This is a genomic window from Pseudomonas sp. B6002, from assembly GCF_013385985.1.
Classification (GTDB): domain Bacteria; phylum Pseudomonadota; class Gammaproteobacteria; order Pseudomonadales; family Pseudomonadaceae; genus Aquipseudomonas.
The window spans coordinates 41,201-55,470 of the sequence record NZ_JACAOY010000025.1; the positions used below are offsets into that span (position 1 = coordinate 41,201).

Annotated in this window: 17 protein-coding genes; 9 read left to right on the forward strand and 8 right to left on the reverse strand. The window is 63.3% G+C overall.

What is annotated here, in order from left to right; all coding sequences use genetic code 11:
• Positions 1 to 86: 86 nt before the first annotated feature.
• Both HX792_RS25215 and HX792_RS25220 read left to right on the forward strand, forming a co-directional pair.
• Complete coding sequence (locus tag HX792_RS25215) at positions 87 to 1,304, forward strand: MFS transporter (protein WP_176998625.1); 1,218 nt, start codon at positions 87 to 89, stop codon at positions 1,302 to 1,304.
• A gap of 94 nt (positions 1,305 to 1,398) precedes the next feature.
• Positions 1,399 to 2,190: a DNA/RNA non-specific endonuclease gene (locus tag HX792_RS25220; RefSeq protein ID WP_176998626.1), complete on the forward strand. Its 792-nt coding sequence runs from the start codon at positions 1,399 to 1,401 to the stop codon at positions 2,188 to 2,190.
• Between the two features lie 3 nt (positions 2,191 to 2,193).
• Here the strand turns inward: HX792_RS25220 and HX792_RS25225 are convergent, their stop codons facing one another.
• From HX792_RS25225 to HX792_RS25240, 4 genes are read right to left on the reverse strand one after another with little or no spacing between them, the layout of a single operon-like run.
• Entirely contained in the window at positions 2,194 to 2,373 is a 180-nt protein-coding gene (locus tag HX792_RS25225; protein ID WP_105695008.1) for a DUF1289 domain-containing protein, read from the reverse strand.
• A 16-nt stretch (positions 2,374 to 2,389) separates the two neighbouring features.
• Positions 2,390 to 3,631: an MFS transporter gene (locus HX792_RS25230; protein ID WP_176998627.1), complete on the reverse strand. Its 1,242-nt coding sequence runs from the start codon at positions 3,629 to 3,631 to the stop codon at positions 2,390 to 2,392.
• The gene (locus HX792_RS25235; RefSeq protein WP_176998628.1) at positions 3,628 to 3,957 is read right to left on the reverse strand and encodes a hypothetical protein; all 330 of its coding nucleotides are present in this window, start codon (positions 3,955 to 3,957) and stop codon (positions 3,628 to 3,630) included. Before HX792_RS25235 ends, HX792_RS25230 begins: the two co-directional genes overlap by 4 nt.
• Positions 3,958 to 3,984: 27 nt before the next feature.
• Positions 3,985 to 4,434, reverse strand: a complete 450-nt coding sequence (locus HX792_RS25240; protein ID WP_176998629.1) for a MarR family winged helix-turn-helix transcriptional regulator — start codon at positions 4,432 to 4,434, stop codon at positions 3,985 to 3,987.
• 167 nt (positions 4,435 to 4,601) lie between these two features.
• Between HX792_RS25240 and HX792_RS25245 the strand changes: the two genes are divergently transcribed.
• From HX792_RS25245 to HX792_RS25270, 6 genes are all read left to right on the forward strand, one after another.
• Positions 4,602 to 5,813, forward strand: coding sequence for a YeeE/YedE family protein (locus HX792_RS25245; RefSeq protein ID WP_176998630.1), 1,212 nt, complete (start codon positions 4,602 to 4,604; stop codon positions 5,811 to 5,813).
• A 23-nt stretch (positions 5,814 to 5,836) separates the two neighbouring features.
• Positions 5,837 to 6,712, forward strand: a complete 876-nt coding sequence (locus HX792_RS25250; RefSeq protein WP_176998631.1) for a LysR family transcriptional regulator — start codon at positions 5,837 to 5,839, stop codon at positions 6,710 to 6,712.
• A 110-nt stretch (positions 6,713 to 6,822) separates the two neighbouring features.
• On the forward strand, positions 6,823 to 7,248 hold the full coding sequence (locus HX792_RS25255) for a VOC family protein (protein WP_176998632.1): 426 nt from the start codon (positions 6,823 to 6,825) through the stop codon (positions 7,246 to 7,248).
• A gap of 104 nt (positions 7,249 to 7,352) precedes the next feature.
• Positions 7,353 to 8,129, forward strand: coding sequence for an allophanate hydrolase subunit 1 (locus HX792_RS25260; protein WP_176998633.1), 777 nt, complete (start codon positions 7,353 to 7,355; stop codon positions 8,127 to 8,129).
• Positions 8,126 to 9,067, forward strand: coding sequence for a biotin-dependent carboxyltransferase family protein (locus HX792_RS25265; protein ID WP_176998634.1), 942 nt, complete (start codon positions 8,126 to 8,128; stop codon positions 9,065 to 9,067). The genes HX792_RS25260 and HX792_RS25265 overlap by 4 nt, the downstream gene beginning before the upstream one ends.
• Positions 9,068 to 9,248: 181 nt before the next feature.
• The gene (locus HX792_RS25270) at positions 9,249 to 10,589 is read left to right on the forward strand and encodes an MFS transporter (RefSeq protein WP_176998635.1); all 1,341 of its coding nucleotides are present in this window, start codon (positions 9,249 to 9,251) and stop codon (positions 10,587 to 10,589) included.
• Here HX792_RS25270 and HX792_RS25275 read toward each other — a convergent pair whose 3' ends face one another.
• Genes HX792_RS25275 through HX792_RS25285 form a run of 3 tightly spaced genes read right to left on the reverse strand, consistent with a single transcriptional unit; the run spans position 10,590 to position 12,910 of the window.
• Complete coding sequence (locus tag HX792_RS25275; RefSeq protein WP_176998636.1) at positions 10,590 to 11,486, reverse strand: pirin family protein; 897 nt, start codon at positions 11,484 to 11,486, stop codon at positions 10,590 to 10,592.
• Between the two features lie 41 nt (positions 11,487 to 11,527).
• Positions 11,528 to 12,451: an NADP-dependent oxidoreductase gene (locus HX792_RS25280; RefSeq protein ID WP_176998637.1), complete on the reverse strand. Its 924-nt coding sequence runs from the start codon at positions 12,449 to 12,451 to the stop codon at positions 11,528 to 11,530.
• A gap of 30 nt (positions 12,452 to 12,481) precedes the next feature.
• The gene (locus HX792_RS25285; RefSeq protein WP_176998638.1) at positions 12,482 to 12,910 is read right to left on the reverse strand and encodes a DoxX family protein; all 429 of its coding nucleotides are present in this window, start codon (positions 12,908 to 12,910) and stop codon (positions 12,482 to 12,484) included.
• 153 nt (positions 12,911 to 13,063) lie between these two features.
• Here HX792_RS25285 and HX792_RS25290 point away from each other — a divergent pair, with 153 nt between their 5' ends.
• Positions 13,064 to 13,984: a LysR family transcriptional regulator gene (locus HX792_RS25290; protein ID WP_176998639.1), complete on the forward strand. Its 921-nt coding sequence runs from the start codon at positions 13,064 to 13,066 to the stop codon at positions 13,982 to 13,984.
• Here HX792_RS25290 and HX792_RS25295 read toward each other — a convergent pair.
• Complete coding sequence (locus HX792_RS25295) at positions 13,948 to 14,115, reverse strand: DUF2986 domain-containing protein (RefSeq protein WP_176998640.1); 168 nt, start codon at positions 14,113 to 14,115, stop codon at positions 13,948 to 13,950. The two genes, HX792_RS25290 and HX792_RS25295, sit on opposite strands and share 37 nt — an antisense overlap.
• Between the last annotated feature and the right edge of the window lie 155 nt (positions 14,116 to 14,270).

The following is a 14,270-nucleotide window of genomic DNA, read 5'->3' on the forward strand; positions in this document are numbered from 1 at the left end:
GTCGATACATAAGTCGTTGACAACGCGCCGTGTGCGCCTGCAACATTTGTATCGATCAGTATTTAAGTCTGCCTTAGGAGCTTACCGTGACCCCCTCAATCACCTTGTTGGCCTCGTCCGATCGCTTGCCCATTGGCGCCTTGCTTGCCCTGGCGATGACCGGTTTCATCTGCATCGTCACCGAAACCCTGCCTGCGGGCCTGTTGCCGTTGATCAGCGATGGCCTGGCGATTTCGCCGTCCATGGCCGGGCAGATGGTCACCGCCTACGCCCTGGGCTCGGTGCTGGCGGTGATCCCCATGACCATCGCCACCCGTGGCTGGCGCCGGCGCAATGTGTTGCTGCTGACCATCGTCGGGTTTCTGCTGTTCAACTCCATCACGGCGCTGTCGTCCCATTACGGCGTGACGCTGGTGGCGCGGTTCTTTGCCGGTGTAGCGGCGGGGCTGGCGTGGAGCCTGCTGGCCGGGTACGCGCGGCGCATGGTCGCGCCTCATCAACAAGGCAAGGCGCTGGCCCTGGCGATGGTCGGCACGCCGATAGCGCTGTCGCTGGGCGTGCCGTTGGGCACCTGGCTGGGTGGTCTGGTGGGCTGGCGCACCACGTTTGGCCTGATGTCGGCGCTGACGCTGGGGCTGATCGTGTGGGTGCTGGTGAAGGTGCCGGACTATCCGCCGCAGGCTGCGCACCAGCGCTTGTCCCTCGGCAAAGTGCTGACCACGCCCGGCGTGCGGCCGGTGCTGGCGGTGGTGATCAGCTGGATGCTGGCGCATAACATTCTGTACACCTACATCGCGCCGTTCGTGGCGCCTGCAGGGTTGGCGGAGCGGGTCGACCTGGTGCTGCTGGTGTTCGGTATCGCCGCGCTGGCCGGGATCTGGCTGACCGCCAGGCTGGTCGAACCGTTGCTGCGTAACACCGTGCTGGTGAGCCTGGCGACCTTTGCGGCGGTGAGTGTGTTGTTCGGCTTGCTGGGCAATGTGCCCCAGGTGATTTACCTCGGGATCACCGTGTGGGGCCTGAGCTTCGGCGGTGCCGCGACCCTGCTGCAAACCGCCCTGGCCGACGCGGCGGGCGAGGGCGCCGATGTGGCGTTGTCGTTGAATGTGGTGGCGTGGAACAGCGCCATCGCTGGCAGCGGTGTGGTGGGCGGTGTGTTGCTGGATACCTGGGGTGTCGCGTCGTTTCCGTGGGCGATGCTGCTGTTGATCGGTGTGTCGTTTGCGATTGCCTGGGGCGCGCGCAGCCATGGGTTCAAGCCGGGTGCGCGAGCAGTAGGAAAACCTACAGTCGCCGGGCACTAATCGTACAATGCCCTGTCAATAATTCCCGCAATATCATCCACTTGGCTCCGCACCGCGGAGCCTGCCGCTTCATTCCCATTCGAAGAATTAATGCATGCACCTTCGCAAAATTGCCGTTGGGCTGTCCGCCCTTGTTTTGCTCTCCACCGGGGTCAGCGCCCGCAGCCTGCCCGACCTGTATTCCCCGCAGGAAAAACGCCTGACGTTCGACGCCTGCGCCGACCTGTTTCCCGCTGCCAACCCCATCAACACCGCCACCGTGCCGGCCAGCATGAAACCGCTGGCGTTGTGTTCCGATCACTTCGCCGTGCTCTATTCGCAAACCAGCAAGACACCGCTGGTGGTGGTCGAACGCCTGAACGCCGCGAAGCTGAAAGACGCCAAGGGCGAAGAACGCACCAACCAGTTCTATGCCGACCCGCGTATCCCCAAGGGCGGCCGCGCCGAGTTGAGCGACTACCGCGCCCAGCACATGGACCGTGGCCACCAGTCCCCGGCCGCTGATGCACCTAATGCCAACGCCATGGCCCAGTCCTTTGCCCTGTCGAACATGGTGCCCCAGGACCCGACCAACAACCGCAAGATCTGGAGCAAGGTCGAGGCCGACGTGCGCAAGTTCGCCGTGCGTGCCGGCGGCGATGTGTACGTGTTCACCGGGCCGCTGTTCGATGCCGGCTACGGCACCATCGGCGACAACCAGGTCTGGGTGCCGACGCGCCTGTTCAAGCTGGTGTACGACGCTTCAAGCAAACGTGCCTGGGCCTATGTGCTGCCCAACGCCGAGACGCGCATTCAAAAGCCGATGGACTACGAGACCTTCGTGAAGAGCACCGGGCTCAAGTTGCTCGGCAACCTTCCGGTATCGGGATCGGTCGGGCGCACCTGACCGTCATTTGGACTTTTTCAACGCCTTCAGACGCTGGGTCGCCCGTTGTACGGCGGCCATCTTCTCGGGGCGTTTCATGCGTTTCCATTTGCGGATGTCGTCCTTGCTGCGCCCGCAGCTGACGCAGAGGTCGCCGCTGAGCTGGCAGATGGAAATGCACGGGTTTTCGATGTCTTTGGCCAAGGGGTTACTGCGCCTCTCATTTTGTGACTGCTTCGATCGCAGAAGCTGGCCGGTCCAACTGGCGTCTTAAGGTATAGATCGCCACCGCCACCGCAAGGATACCTGACACCGCGCCGACGACCAGCGCCCAACGCGGGCCCAGGTGGTCGGCGACCCAGCCGACGATGGGCGCGCCGATGGGGGTGCCGCCGAGGGCGACGGCGACCCGCAAGGCGATCACCCGGCCGCGCATGTGCGGTTCGGTGGTGAGTTGCATCAAGCTGTTGGTGGTGTTGCTGAAGGTCATCGCGCCGACGCCGATGATCACCAGCGCAATTGCGAAGGTCCAGTAGTTTGGCGCCAGGGCCGCCAGGGTGCAGCCGACGCCGAACACGGCCGCGCCACTGAGCAGCGATTTGAACTGCGGCCGCTCGCGCCCGGCAGCGAGCAGGGCGCCAGCGATGGTGCCGATGGCCAGGGTCGAGGTGAGCAAGCCATAGCCGCGTGCATCGGCGTGGAACACGCTGACGGCCATGGTCGAGATGAAGATCGGGAAGTTCATGCCGAAGGTGCCGATCAGGAACAGCATCAACAGGATCGCCTTCAGGTCCGGCCGTGCCCACACGTAGCGGATGCCCTCGGTGAGGCTGCCCTTGGTGCGCAGCGCCCGCACTTTAGTGGCCTGGCCCGAGACCCGCAGGAAAAACAGCGACACCAGCACCGCAAAGAAACTCGAACCATTGAGCAGGAATGCCCAGCCGGTGCCCACCGACGCAATCGTCACACCGGCCACGGCCGGGCCGATCATGCGCGCCATGTTGAACGAGGTGGAGTTGAGCGCGATGGCGTTGGACAAATCCTTCTCGGCCACCAGTTCGGCGACGAAGATCTGCCGCACCGGCGCATCGAAGGCCGACGCGCAGCCGGACAAAAACGCGAACACATACACCTGCCACAACTGCACCAGGCCGGTGACAGTCAGCACGCCCAACGTCAGTGCCAGCAGGCCCATGACCGCCTGGGTCACGATCAGCATTTTGCGCTGGTCGTAGTGGTCGGCGGCAAAGCCGGTCCAGGGCAGCAACAGCAGTTGCGGCCCGAACTGCAACGCCATGACGATGCCCACGGCCGACGCGTTGTGCGGCGTCAGCTGGGTGAGGACCAGCCAGTCCTGGGCGGTGCGCTGCATCCAGGTGCCGATATTCGACACCAGTGCGCCAGCGGCCCAGATGCGGTAGTTGACGCTGCGCAGGGAGCGGAAGGTGCCAAGGAAACTCATGACGGCTGCGGCGTGTTGCCACCGTGGAAGCGGCCAAAGTGCCGCGCCATGAACAGGCTCATCAACAGCGCGCCGAGCCCGAGCGCGAGCAGGTGGCTGGTGTGCTTGAGGTCAAACTCGCCGACGCGGCCGAGCAACAGGTAGGCGACCAGCAGGTTGAAAAAGCCCCACAGCACATTCACCGTCGACGACGACAAGCCTTCACCACGGGGCCGCGCAAAGGGCGTCTGGAACGCTTCGCCCCTCACGCCGCTGACACAATGCGGCACGGCATTCGCCAGGAACATTCCACCAAAAAAGTAGGACAGCAGGTCAAGCCATTGCATGGTCAGGCACCTCGTAAAGCAGGTCGGTCAAAAATCGGCGAGACGCTCCAGCAGTGCCACCGCAGCGGCGAGTTCATCTTGTTCCTGGGGCGACAGTTGTTCGTGCAGGGCGCGCAGCAGCCAGTCGTCTTTGGCGGCGCGGCTTTCGGTCAGGTGTTTGCGCAAGGCGGGCGTCAGGGTGATCAGGGTTTGTCGGCCATCGCAGGGGTCTGGCTGGCCGCTGACCGCCTGCATGGCCTCAAGCCCGGCCACGGTGATGCGCATCGATTGCGGGCGCACGCTTTCGGCGCGGGCGAGGGCGGACACGGTGGCCGGGCCGTCGCGGTCCAGGCGCAGCAACACGGACTTTTGCGCCGAAGTGAAATCGTTGGCGTGGGTCTGTTCGCGCAGGCGGCGGCTGAGTTTGCCCAGGGAAATACGCAGTGCTGCGGCCAGGGCGGCAGAGTCGTGGGCGGACGTTACAGAAGAGTCGGTCATGCCTGAACCGTAGCACCCGCGCAGGAAAACTGTACAGTTTGGCTGTATTAAATTTTCTTCATAAACCCTGGCGCGTCATACGGGGCCAATAAACCAAGGCTGGCGCCACCTCGCGGTTTATACTTGCCCCCCTCGCAACCCACCCATTCACACGAACCGAGAACCCCATGAGCACCTCTCTTCCCATCGCCCCCGTGCGCAAGCCCGTCGCGCCGTTGGTGGCCTTTATCTTCCTGGTGCTTGGCGCCGTGTTCCTGCAAACCAGCGTTGGTGCGCACCAGGTGCTGTTGCTGGTGGTCGGTGCGGCGCTGGGTTTGACCCTCTACCACGCCGCCTTTGGCTTTACCTCGGCGTGGCGGGTGTTCATCAATGATCGGCGCGGCGCCGGCTTGCGCGCCCAAATGGTGATGCTCGCGGTGGCGGTGCTGCTGTTCTTCCCGGCACTGGGCGCCGGCACTTTGTTCGGCCAGCCGGTGGTCGGGCTGGTAGCGCCGGCCGGGGTGTCGGTGGTGTTTGGTGCGTTTATCTTCGGCATCGGCATGCAGTTGGGCGGCGGCTGTGCGTCGGGCACCCTGTTCACGGTGGGCGGCGGCAATGCGCGCATGCTGGTGACGCTGTTGTTCTTTATTTGCGGTTCGTTGATCGCCACCCACCACGTGGACTGGTGGTTCTCGCTGCCGGCGTTCCCGGCGATTTCCATCGTCAAGAGCTTCGGCGTGGCGCCGGCCATGGGCCTGAGCCTCACCGTGTTTGCCCTCATCGCGGTGATCACCGTACGTCTGGAAAAAGCCCGTCACGGCCAACTGGAAGCAGGCGTCACCAGTGAACACACCGGTCTGCGCCGCTTCCTGCGCGGCCCGTGGCCGTTGGTGTGGGGCGCGATTGGCCTGGCGTTGCTCAACTACGCGACCCTGGCCCTGGCCGGTCGCCCGTGGGGCATCACCTCGGCGTTCGCGCTGTGGGGCGCCAAGGTGGCGAGTGGCCTGGGCGTGGACGTGGCCAGTTGGGCGTTCTGGCAAATGCCGGGCAATGCCAAAGCCTTGGCCGCGCCGGTGTGGGAAGACATCACCAGCGTCATGGACATCGGCATCGTGCTCGGCGCGCTGCTGGCGGCGGGCCTGACCGGGCGTTTTGCGCCGAGCCTGAAAATCCCCGCACGCTCGCTGGTGGCGGCGGTGATCGGTGGCCTGCTGCTCGGCTATGGCTCGCGCCTGGCGTATGGTTGCAACATCGGCGCGTACTTCAGCGGCATCGCCTCGGGCAGCCTGCATGGCTGGGTGTGGCTGGTGGCCGCGTTCATCGGCAACAGCGTGGGCGTGCGCCTGCGCCCGTTCTTTTTTGCCGGCGAGCGGCCGCAGGTCGCCTTAAGCGGCTGCTGAACCTTCAACCACAGGGTGCCTGGATGATTCGAGAACTGCGGACCTTCGTATGCGCGGCGCGCAAAGGCACCTTTGCGGCCGCTGGCCAGCAAGTGGGGCTGACGCAATCGGCGGTCAGCGCGCAGATCAAGCACCTTGAAGACGCCCTGGGGGTCAAGCTGTTCGACCGCACCGGACGCTCCGCCACCCTCAATTCGGCGGGGCAGCGGGCGGTGCCGCTGGCGGAAGAGATCCTCGATATCTTCTCGCGCATGGGCACCCCCGACAGTGCCAACAACTTCCAGGGTTCGTTGCGCATCGGCGCCATCGGCAGCGTGCAGACCGGCCTCTTGCCAGAGGCGCTGGTAGCCCTGAAGCAGCGTGCGCCGTTTATCGAAGTCAGCCTGGTGCCCGGCGTTTCGTTGAACCTGCTCAGCCAGGTCGATGCCGGTGACCTGGACCTGGCGATCATGATCAACCCGCCGTTTAACCTGCCCAAAGACCTCAACATTGAAGTCATCGCCCGCGAGCCGTTTGTGCTGATTACCGCCAACGACGTGCCGGGCGATGACCCGTTGCAGATCCTGCGCGAACAGCCCTTTGTGCGCTACGACCGGGGCTCGTTTGGCGGACGCCAGGTGACGCAGTTCCTCAAGGAGCAAAAGATCCAGACCCAACTGGCGCTGGAACTGGATGAGCTGGACGCCATCGTCAAGATGGTGCGCAGCGGCCTCGGCGTGTCCCTGGTGCCCTTGGCCGGGTTGTGGCTGGAACATGACAGCGACGTGCGGGTTTTGCGATTGGACAAACTAACGTTTTTCCGCGAAATCGTGCTGCTGACCAAGTACACCCAGCGCCAACTGCCACTCTTCGAATTATTCCGCTCGTGCGTCATCAGTGTGCTGGCCGCGCCCCAATAAGGGGCGAGCATCAAAATTTTTGAGGCTCAGGACCAAGGATATGCGCTTTATCCCCCGGTCTTTCTGGTGAAGAATCGAGTTCTGAATAACAGAACCAGCAGGTAGCCACCGTGAGCCTTTCTCCTTTCCACCTAGCGATTCCCGTGTATGACCTGGCCGCCGCGCGTCACTTCTATGGTGATGTCTTTGGCCTTTCCGAGGGTCGCTCCAGCGCGCAATGGGTCGACTTCGATTTCTACGGCCACCAGTTGGTGATCCACGAACACCCCAAGACCCACTCCCAGGAGTCGGTGCATTCCAACCCGGTGGATGGCCACGATGTGCCGGTCCCGCATTTCGGCATCATCCTGCACTGGGAACAATGGGAAGCCTTGGCCGATCGGTTGCGGGCACGTGAGACTCAATTCGTCATCGAACCTTACGTGCGTTTCAAGGGCCAGGTCGGCGAGCAGGCCACCATGTTCCTGTTCGACCCGTGTGGCAACGCCCTGGAGTTCAAGGCGTTCAAGGACATGAGCCAGCTGTTCGCGAAGTAATTTGCCGACACACGCGACCGTCGCCATCAGAGCGACGGCGTTAACAATACCGTGAAGCCTTGCCGGGCGGATCTTCATGCCTGCCGCATGAGGGAAACGACGTTATGTCTAACGTTCACTGTGATACCCGTGATGCGCCCGCACCGCTGCGTGCTGTGCAGGACTGGCGCTTCGAAGCCTGCGGCGATAGCTGCGTGGTAGTGGTGTTTGCCACGGTGTTCAGCTCCGCAGCCAACCACCGTGCCGTGACCTTGAGCGCCGCCCTGCATGATCTGCTGGTACGTGGTTTGCTCGATGGCGTGACTGACATCGTGCCGGCGATGGTGTCCGTGGGCATCCACTACTGCCCCTACGTTTTTGCGACGCTACACCCTGAAACCCTGCCTTATGACGCCGTGATCGAACGGCTGGAAAATGCCTTGGCGCGTGTGCAGAACATCGCCCAGGCCGTGCCGAAGCGCCTGGAAATTCCGGTGTGTTACGAGGGCGACTGTGCCCCCGACCTGCCGGACATTGCCACCGCCTGCGGCATGACCCCGAGTGAAGTCATTGCCGCGCACTCCGCCAGCTGGATCGATGTGCTGATGGTCGGGTTCGCCCCCGGCCACCCCTATATCGGCATGCACGCACCTTCGCTGAATCTGGGCCGCAGGGCGGTGCCCCGCACGCGGGTAGTACAAGGCAGCGTGGGCTTGGCCAACTGCCAGAGCGTGATCTACCCCTCGGATTTGCCGGGCGGCTGGAACATCGTCGGTCGCACACCGTTGAACCTGTTCTCGCCCGCCAACACGCCACCGTGCCTGCTGACGGGCGGCGACCAGGTGCGCTTTGTGCCCATCACCGCCCATGAGTTTGAACAGTTGGCGGGCGCGCAGCGATGACCCTCAAAGTGATCAAACCCGGGCTGTTTTCCTCGTTCCAGGACAGCGGACGCATCGGCTTTCAGCATTGGGGCGTGCCGGTCAACGGGGCCATGGACCAGGACGCCCATGCGTTGGCCAATGTGCTGGTGGGTAACCCGATCGCTGGCGCCACGTTGGAAATGACGATTCAAGGCCCGGTGCTGTGCTTTCAGGCCAAGGCATTGATTGCCCTGGCAGGCGCCGATCTGGGGGCGCGCCTGGACGGTGTCGCGCTGAAACCCGGGCACGCCATCGCTGTAAAACCGGGCACCGTGCTCAGCTTCGAAAAGCGTGAATACGGTGCGCGTGCCTACCTGGCGGTCAACGGGGGTTATTTGCTCGAACCTGTGATGGACAGCACCAGCACCTATAGCCGAGGCGGGTTTGGCGGGCTGTGCGGGCGTGCGCTGAAAGCCGGCGACCTGATTCCCATCCGTTCCTCATTTGCCAACCCTGTGCGGTTGAATATCCCGCAGGGGTTGTTGTTTTCCCCACCGACCCAGCCGGTGTGCATTCGGGTGCTGCGCGGTCGCGAGTGGGCCGACTTCTCGGACGCCGCGCGGCATGACTTCCTGCAGGAACCCTACGCCATGACCGCCGCGTCGGACCGCATGGGTTACCGGCTGGAGGGTGCACCCCTGGCGTTGATCCAGCCCCGGCAATTGCTCTCGGAAAGCGTCACCTTCGGCACCGTGCAGGTGCCGGCCGGTGGCCAACCGATTGTGTTGATGGCCGACCGCCAAACCACCGGCGGCTACCCACGAATCGCCCAGGTCGCCAGCGTCGACCTGCCCAAGCTCGCCCAACTGATGCCGGGCGATGCGGTGCGGTTCTCGCTGATTGATTTACCCACGGCTCAGCACTTGCTGGTGACGCGCATGCGCACCCTGAAAAAACTGGAGGCCGCCCACCCATAAAAACCTGCGTAGCCGCCAAACAATAAAAACAGGAGCGCTACATGATCCCGCCCATTTCCAGGCAATTCTTACTGTCGAGCATTCAAACCTCTGCGGGCCAGGCGCCCCGGTGGGTTTACTTCTGGGTGGATCTTTCCACCTCAACAACTCAAATGGCCAACGGCCAGAGTGGAAGGTGTCTATGTCTCGCGTAATCGCTACGGCGTCCCCCTCGGTCAGCTTCGGTGAGATCGAAAAAATCACGACCCGCAGCTCCACCCAGATCGCCAAGCGTGCGGCGATTGCCGCCGCCACGGGCACGGCGGTGGAGTATTACGAGTTCGGCGTGTACGGCTTTATGGCGACGATCATCGCGCCGCTGTTTTTCCCCAGCGATAACGCCGCCGCCGCGTTGCTGGCCACGCTGGCTGTATTCGGCAGTGCGTTTCTGATCCGGCCACTGGGTGGCATTTTGCTCGGTCGCCTGGCTGACCGTATCGGGCGGCGCAAAGTCTTGCTAAGCACGGTGATCGGCATGGGCACCGCAACGGCAGCCATCGGTCTGTTGCCGACTACCGCCCAGGTGGGGATTGTTGCGCCGATCCTGCTGGTGCTGATCCGCCTGGCCCAAGGCTTTTTCGCCGGGGGCGAAGTGATTGGCGCGGCGGCGTTCCTGGCCGAATCCTCTCCCAAGGGGCGTCGAGGTTTCTACGGCGCCTTCACCCCGGTGGGCGTGGCGGTGGGTGGGTCGATGGCGGCGATCATCTGCGGCATTACCACCGGCCTGGTGGATGCCCAGCAACTGCAGGCCTGGGCGTGGCGCATTCCGTTTTTCCTGGCGATCCCCCTGGTGATCTTCTCGTGCGTGATGCGCCATAACGTCGAGGAAACCCCGGAGTTCAAAGCCTTCCTGGCCGTGGAAAAACCACCCACTGCGCCGGTGCGCGAAGTGCTCACCGGCAACCTGCCTGCAGTACTGCGTGTGGTGGTGTTCGCCTTCGCCCAGAACGCCGGGTACTACATCGGGTTGGTGTTCATGAACATCTACCTCACCACTTACCTGCACTTTGAAAAGGCCAAGATCTATTGGGTGATTGCCGGTATCAGCCTGTGCATGGCTGCGATGATGCCGTTCTGGGGTGGGCTGTCTGACCGAATTGGCCGCAAGAAAGCCCTGGCCATTGGCTTTCTGGGCTATGCCGTGCTGGTCATCCCGATGATGGTGCTGATGAACAACAGCAGCCTGCTGATCGCGGTCCTGGCGTTTTTTGTGGCGACGCTGCCCATGCCGGTGATCCAGTCAGTGGGCTACCCCACCTATGCCGAGCAATTCCCCACCCGGGTGCGCTACACCGGCATGGCCATCAGCATCAACCTGGGCGCCATCCTGGGCGGCGGGATCACGCCTTACATCGTGACGTCACTGATCGGCTCGACCGGCAACCTGTTGGTGCCGGGGTTCTTCATGGCAGGGGCGGCGGTGTGTGCACTGGTGGCGTTGACCACGTTGCGCGAAACTTCCCAGGGCGAGCTGAAACGCTGATTATTTGAATACGGGTATGGGGCCGGACGCTGACGCGCCGGGCGTTCGCAGGTACTCACGCAACCGTGCGCCAATGCGTGCAATGTTCGCTTCGCCGGCCTGCAAGGCCTGGGGGTTGGTGTGCACCGAGTAGTTGCCCAGCGCCAGCTCGTAAGGATGCGGCGCTGCCGACCCGAGTACGAACACGGTGTCGCGGCCCGTGGCCTCCAGCGTCACGGCACCGTCACCGGGTTCGAACACTGCCATCTCGCCGGCGTTGATCAGGCCCGGCGCCGTCAGTGCGCCGCGGCTGACGCTCAACCACAGTGACTCATGCCCCGGCGGTGGTACGTAGCGCCAGGATTCACCGGCGCGCAGGGTAACCAGCAAGTAGTTCATGCCTGCCGGAGCACGCACCGGGCTCGCCACGCCTTGGTACGTGCCGAGAATCACCCGCGCCGGTCCCACTTCAGGCATTGCCCCCGACTCCAGGTACTGGCTGTCGACGCTCGCGTTTTCAAGCTCTGGCGGCAGCGCCACCCACAGCTGGAAGCCCTGGATACGTGACGAGGTGCCCACCGACATCTCTTTTCCGTGCCAGACGCCACTGCCTGCGCGCATCCACTCCACGCCGCCATAATCGATCATCCCTGTGCCCGAGTCGGCATCCTCGAAGCGCAAGTTGCCTTCGGTGATCAGGGTTACCGTGGCGATCCCCGAATGCGGGTGCATGGGCATGCCGTGGATAAACGAACTCTCACCTTCAAACCGGTCCAGAAACACAAAAGGCTTGATCTGGTGGCCCAGGTCGGAAGGGCTCATCAGCCGCACGATCGCGCCGTGCCCGCTGCCCGTGGTGCGGTAGCGGATTGCACGCGCCGGTGCATGGTTGGGGAGGGACTGCTGGGTTAGCGTCATGCTGTTCACTCACTGGAAAAAGGGTTGGGGGCGGCGAACCGTTACGCCGTGGTGTCCAGCACCAACCGGCCTTGAAGGTGGCGACCCAGGCTTCTCTCGATGGCACGCTTGGCTTCGCTCAACGGGTATACCTGCACAGTCACCGAAAAGCGTCCCTTGTCGAACAGTTCGGCGATACGTGACAGCTGCCTGCCGTCCGAGCGGGTGGCGAAGTTGACGGGCGTGACGCCGTGATCGTTAGCCAGTGAAATGCTTGGCTGGCTCACGGGCGACACCAGCACGCCGTGCTTCTTGAGCACCGCAAACGAGCGGTTCTGTGTCTCGCCGCCCACCAGGTCCAGCACCACGTCGACGTTGGCCACGCGCGCTTCGAACGCTTCGCGGGTGTAGTCGATGATGTGGTCCGCGCCGAGGGCTTTGAGGTACGCGTGGTTCTGTGCAGAAGCCGTCGCATAGACTTCGGCACCCAGGTACTTGGCAATCTGCACCGCCATGCTGCCCACGCCACCGGCAGCGCCGTGGATCAATACCTTTTGGCGTGGCTGCACGGCGGCGTGCTCAGTCAGGGCTTGCCATGCGGTCAGCGCCGTTGCGGGCACTGCGCCGGCCTGCAGCGCAGTGAGGGTGCGCGGTTTCAAGGCCAGCTTGGAAACCTGGGCGACCGCTCTGGTCGCGTAGCCGCCGACGATGTTGATGAAGCCGAACACTTCATCGCCCACGGCAAACGCCGTCACCCCTTCACCCAGCGCCGCCACGGTGCCGGCCACTTCAATGCCGGGTGTGAAGGGCAGTGGCAGCGGAATGAACGCTTTCATCGCACCGGACAACACTTTCCAGTCAATCGGGTTGACTCCGGCTGCCGTTACATCAATCAATACTTCACCTGCGCCGGCCACAGGGTCGGCCAGGTCCTCCAGGCGCAACCCTTCAGGGCCGCCGTATTCGTACGCACGTAAGGCTTTCATGGAAACCTCCAAATCCGGGAGAGGGAGCAATTAGCGGCGGCGTGCATCCAGGCTGAAACGTCCGGCGCCGAAGGCCACGATTTGCAGGAAACCACCGGCCATGGCGATGTTCTTGAAGAAGTGGATGAACTGGTTTTGATCAGCCAGCGCGCTGTGGAACGCCAGTGCAGTGGCCACACTGAACAGCGCCAATACGGCGGCAACGGCGCGGGCGCGGTAGCCAGCGATCAGGGCCAGGCCGCCACCGATTTCGACGATGATCGCCAGCGCCAGGGCCAGTTGGGGGAAGGGCAGGCCTACCGAGCTGATGTAGCCAACCATCATGGCGGGCGCCGCCAGCTTGGAAACGCCGGAGAGGATAAAAAGGGTGCTCAGCAACACGCGACCGACCAGGGCGGCGGAGGCTTGGGTTGCGTCGGAGCGGCTTTGCTCAGCGGTGGTCAGGGTCGAAGCGGTCATGGTGTATTTCCTTCAATGAGGTGCGGTTCGACATGAACCGCCCGAGTGAGGAAATCTTGAACGTGATCAGCTAACCTGAATAGCCGACTAATTTCGACGATTACGTTCGATAAAATAGGCAAGTAATTCCGCTCACCCTATAAGGACCCCGAGATGATCTCCGACCCTGGCACCCCCACGCTGGACCAACTGCGCGTGTTTCTCACGGTGGTCGAAGTCGGCAGTTTCGCCGGTGCTGCGCGCAAGCTGCACCGCGCTACGTCGGTGGTCAGCTATTCGATTGCCAACCTGGAAGTGCAGCTGGGCGTGTCGTTGTTCGACCGCCAGACCACTCGCAAACCCCAACTGACCGAGGCGGGCCGCACCGTACTGGCTGAGGCCCGGACCATTGCCAATGGCATCCACGGGCTGCGCGCCAAGGTCAAGGGTTTGCTCCAGGGGCTGGAGGCCGAGGTTCATCTGGTGCTCGATGTGATGCTGCCCGCCGCACGGGTGGTGGACGCACTCAAGGCGTTTCGCGAAGCATTCCCCACGGTTGCGCTGCATCTGCACATGGAAGCGCTGGGCGCCGTCACCGAACGGGTGGTCAGCGGGGGGGCGATTATCGGGGTGAGTGGGCCGATGAACGAAGGCATCGACGGGGTGGAAAGGATTGGCGTGGGCAGTGTCGAGCTGATTCCGGTGGCCGCGCCCCAGCATCCGTTGGCGTTAAGCGCGGCGAATGCGCCAGGCGCCAGCCGCGAGCTGACTCAATTGGTGCTCTCGGATCGCTCGTTGCTGACCAAAGACAGGGACTTTGCCGTACTCAGCAACCGCACCTGGCGCCTGGCAGACCTGGGCGCCAAACACATGCTGCTGCGCGAGGGGATCGGCTGGGGCAACATGCCGGCGCCGATGGTCGAGGAAGACTTGAGCAGTGGTCGGCTGGTGCAACTCAACATCCCGGAATACACGAGTGGCAAGTACACCTTCAACGTCATCTATCGCACGGACCTGCCACCGGGCCCTGCCGCGCGGTGGCTGATCGAGCGCTTTGTTCAGCAGGCCGCGTCGGAGGGCGTGGTGGGTGCTTGATCGGCTTCGGCCGCCAGCTTCGCGCGGTCGGCCTTGCTGATGTAGCGGTCCTTGCTTTTCGGCGCCAATTTGGCGCTGGCCTTCTTGGCCTTGGCCTTGAAGAGCTGCTGGAGTTTTTTCTGGCGGTTCATGGTGATCTATCCGGCGGGTAATGGGCGCGATGATATCAGTTGGCGCCCCGCACCGGGGCCTATCTGCCTGGGTCGCTTTTTAGCGCCAATCTGTGCATTGAATCACGCTGCGTTTGGCCAATAATCAGGCCGGGTAAGCCTTGATCAACCCGCGT

Excerpts from the sequence above, each read along its gene's own strand:
- HX792_RS25220 (WP_176998626.1), top strand. The coding sequence starts at position 1,399 with ATGCACCTTCGCAAAATTGCCGTTGGGCTGTCCGCCCTTGTTTTGCTC.
- HX792_RS25230 (WP_176998627.1), bottom strand. The coding sequence starts at position 3,631 with ATGAGTTTCCTTGGCACCTTCCGCTCCCTGCGCAGCGTCAACTACCGC.
- HX792_RS25235 (WP_176998628.1), bottom strand. The coding sequence starts at position 3,957 with ATGCAATGGCTTGACCTGCTGTCCTACTTTTTTGGTGGAATGTTCCTG.
- HX792_RS25240 (WP_176998629.1), bottom strand. The coding sequence starts at position 4,434 with ATGACCGACTCTTCTGTAACGTCCGCCCACGACTCTGCCGCCCTGGCC.
- HX792_RS25245 (WP_176998630.1), top strand. The coding sequence starts at position 4,602 with ATGAGCACCTCTCTTCCCATCGCCCCCGTGCGCAAGCCCGTCGCGCCG.
- HX792_RS25250 (WP_176998631.1), top strand. The coding sequence starts at position 5,837 with ATGATTCGAGAACTGCGGACCTTCGTATGCGCGGCGCGCAAAGGCACC.
- HX792_RS25260 (WP_176998633.1), top strand. The coding sequence starts at position 7,353 with ATGTCTAACGTTCACTGTGATACCCGTGATGCGCCCGCACCGCTGCGT.
- HX792_RS25265 (WP_176998634.1), top strand. The coding sequence starts at position 8,126 with ATGACCCTCAAAGTGATCAAACCCGGGCTGTTTTCCTCGTTCCAGGAC.
- HX792_RS25270 (WP_176998635.1), top strand. The coding sequence starts at position 9,249 with ATGTCTCGCGTAATCGCTACGGCGTCCCCCTCGGTCAGCTTCGGTGAG.
- HX792_RS25275 (WP_176998636.1), bottom strand. The coding sequence starts at position 11,486 with ATGACGCTAACCCAGCAGTCCCTCCCCAACCATGCACCGGCGCGTGCA.
- HX792_RS25280 (WP_176998637.1), bottom strand. The coding sequence starts at position 12,451 with ATGAAAGCCTTACGTGCGTACGAATACGGCGGCCCTGAAGGGTTGCGC.
- HX792_RS25285 (WP_176998638.1), bottom strand. The coding sequence starts at position 12,910 with ATGACCGCTTCGACCCTGACCACCGCTGAGCAAAGCCGCTCCGACGCA.
- HX792_RS25290 (WP_176998639.1), top strand. The coding sequence starts at position 13,064 with ATGATCTCCGACCCTGGCACCCCCACGCTGGACCAACTGCGCGTGTTT.
- HX792_RS25295 (WP_176998640.1), bottom strand. The coding sequence starts at position 14,115 with ATGAACCGCCAGAAAAAACTCCAGCAGCTCTTCAAGGCCAAGGCCAAG.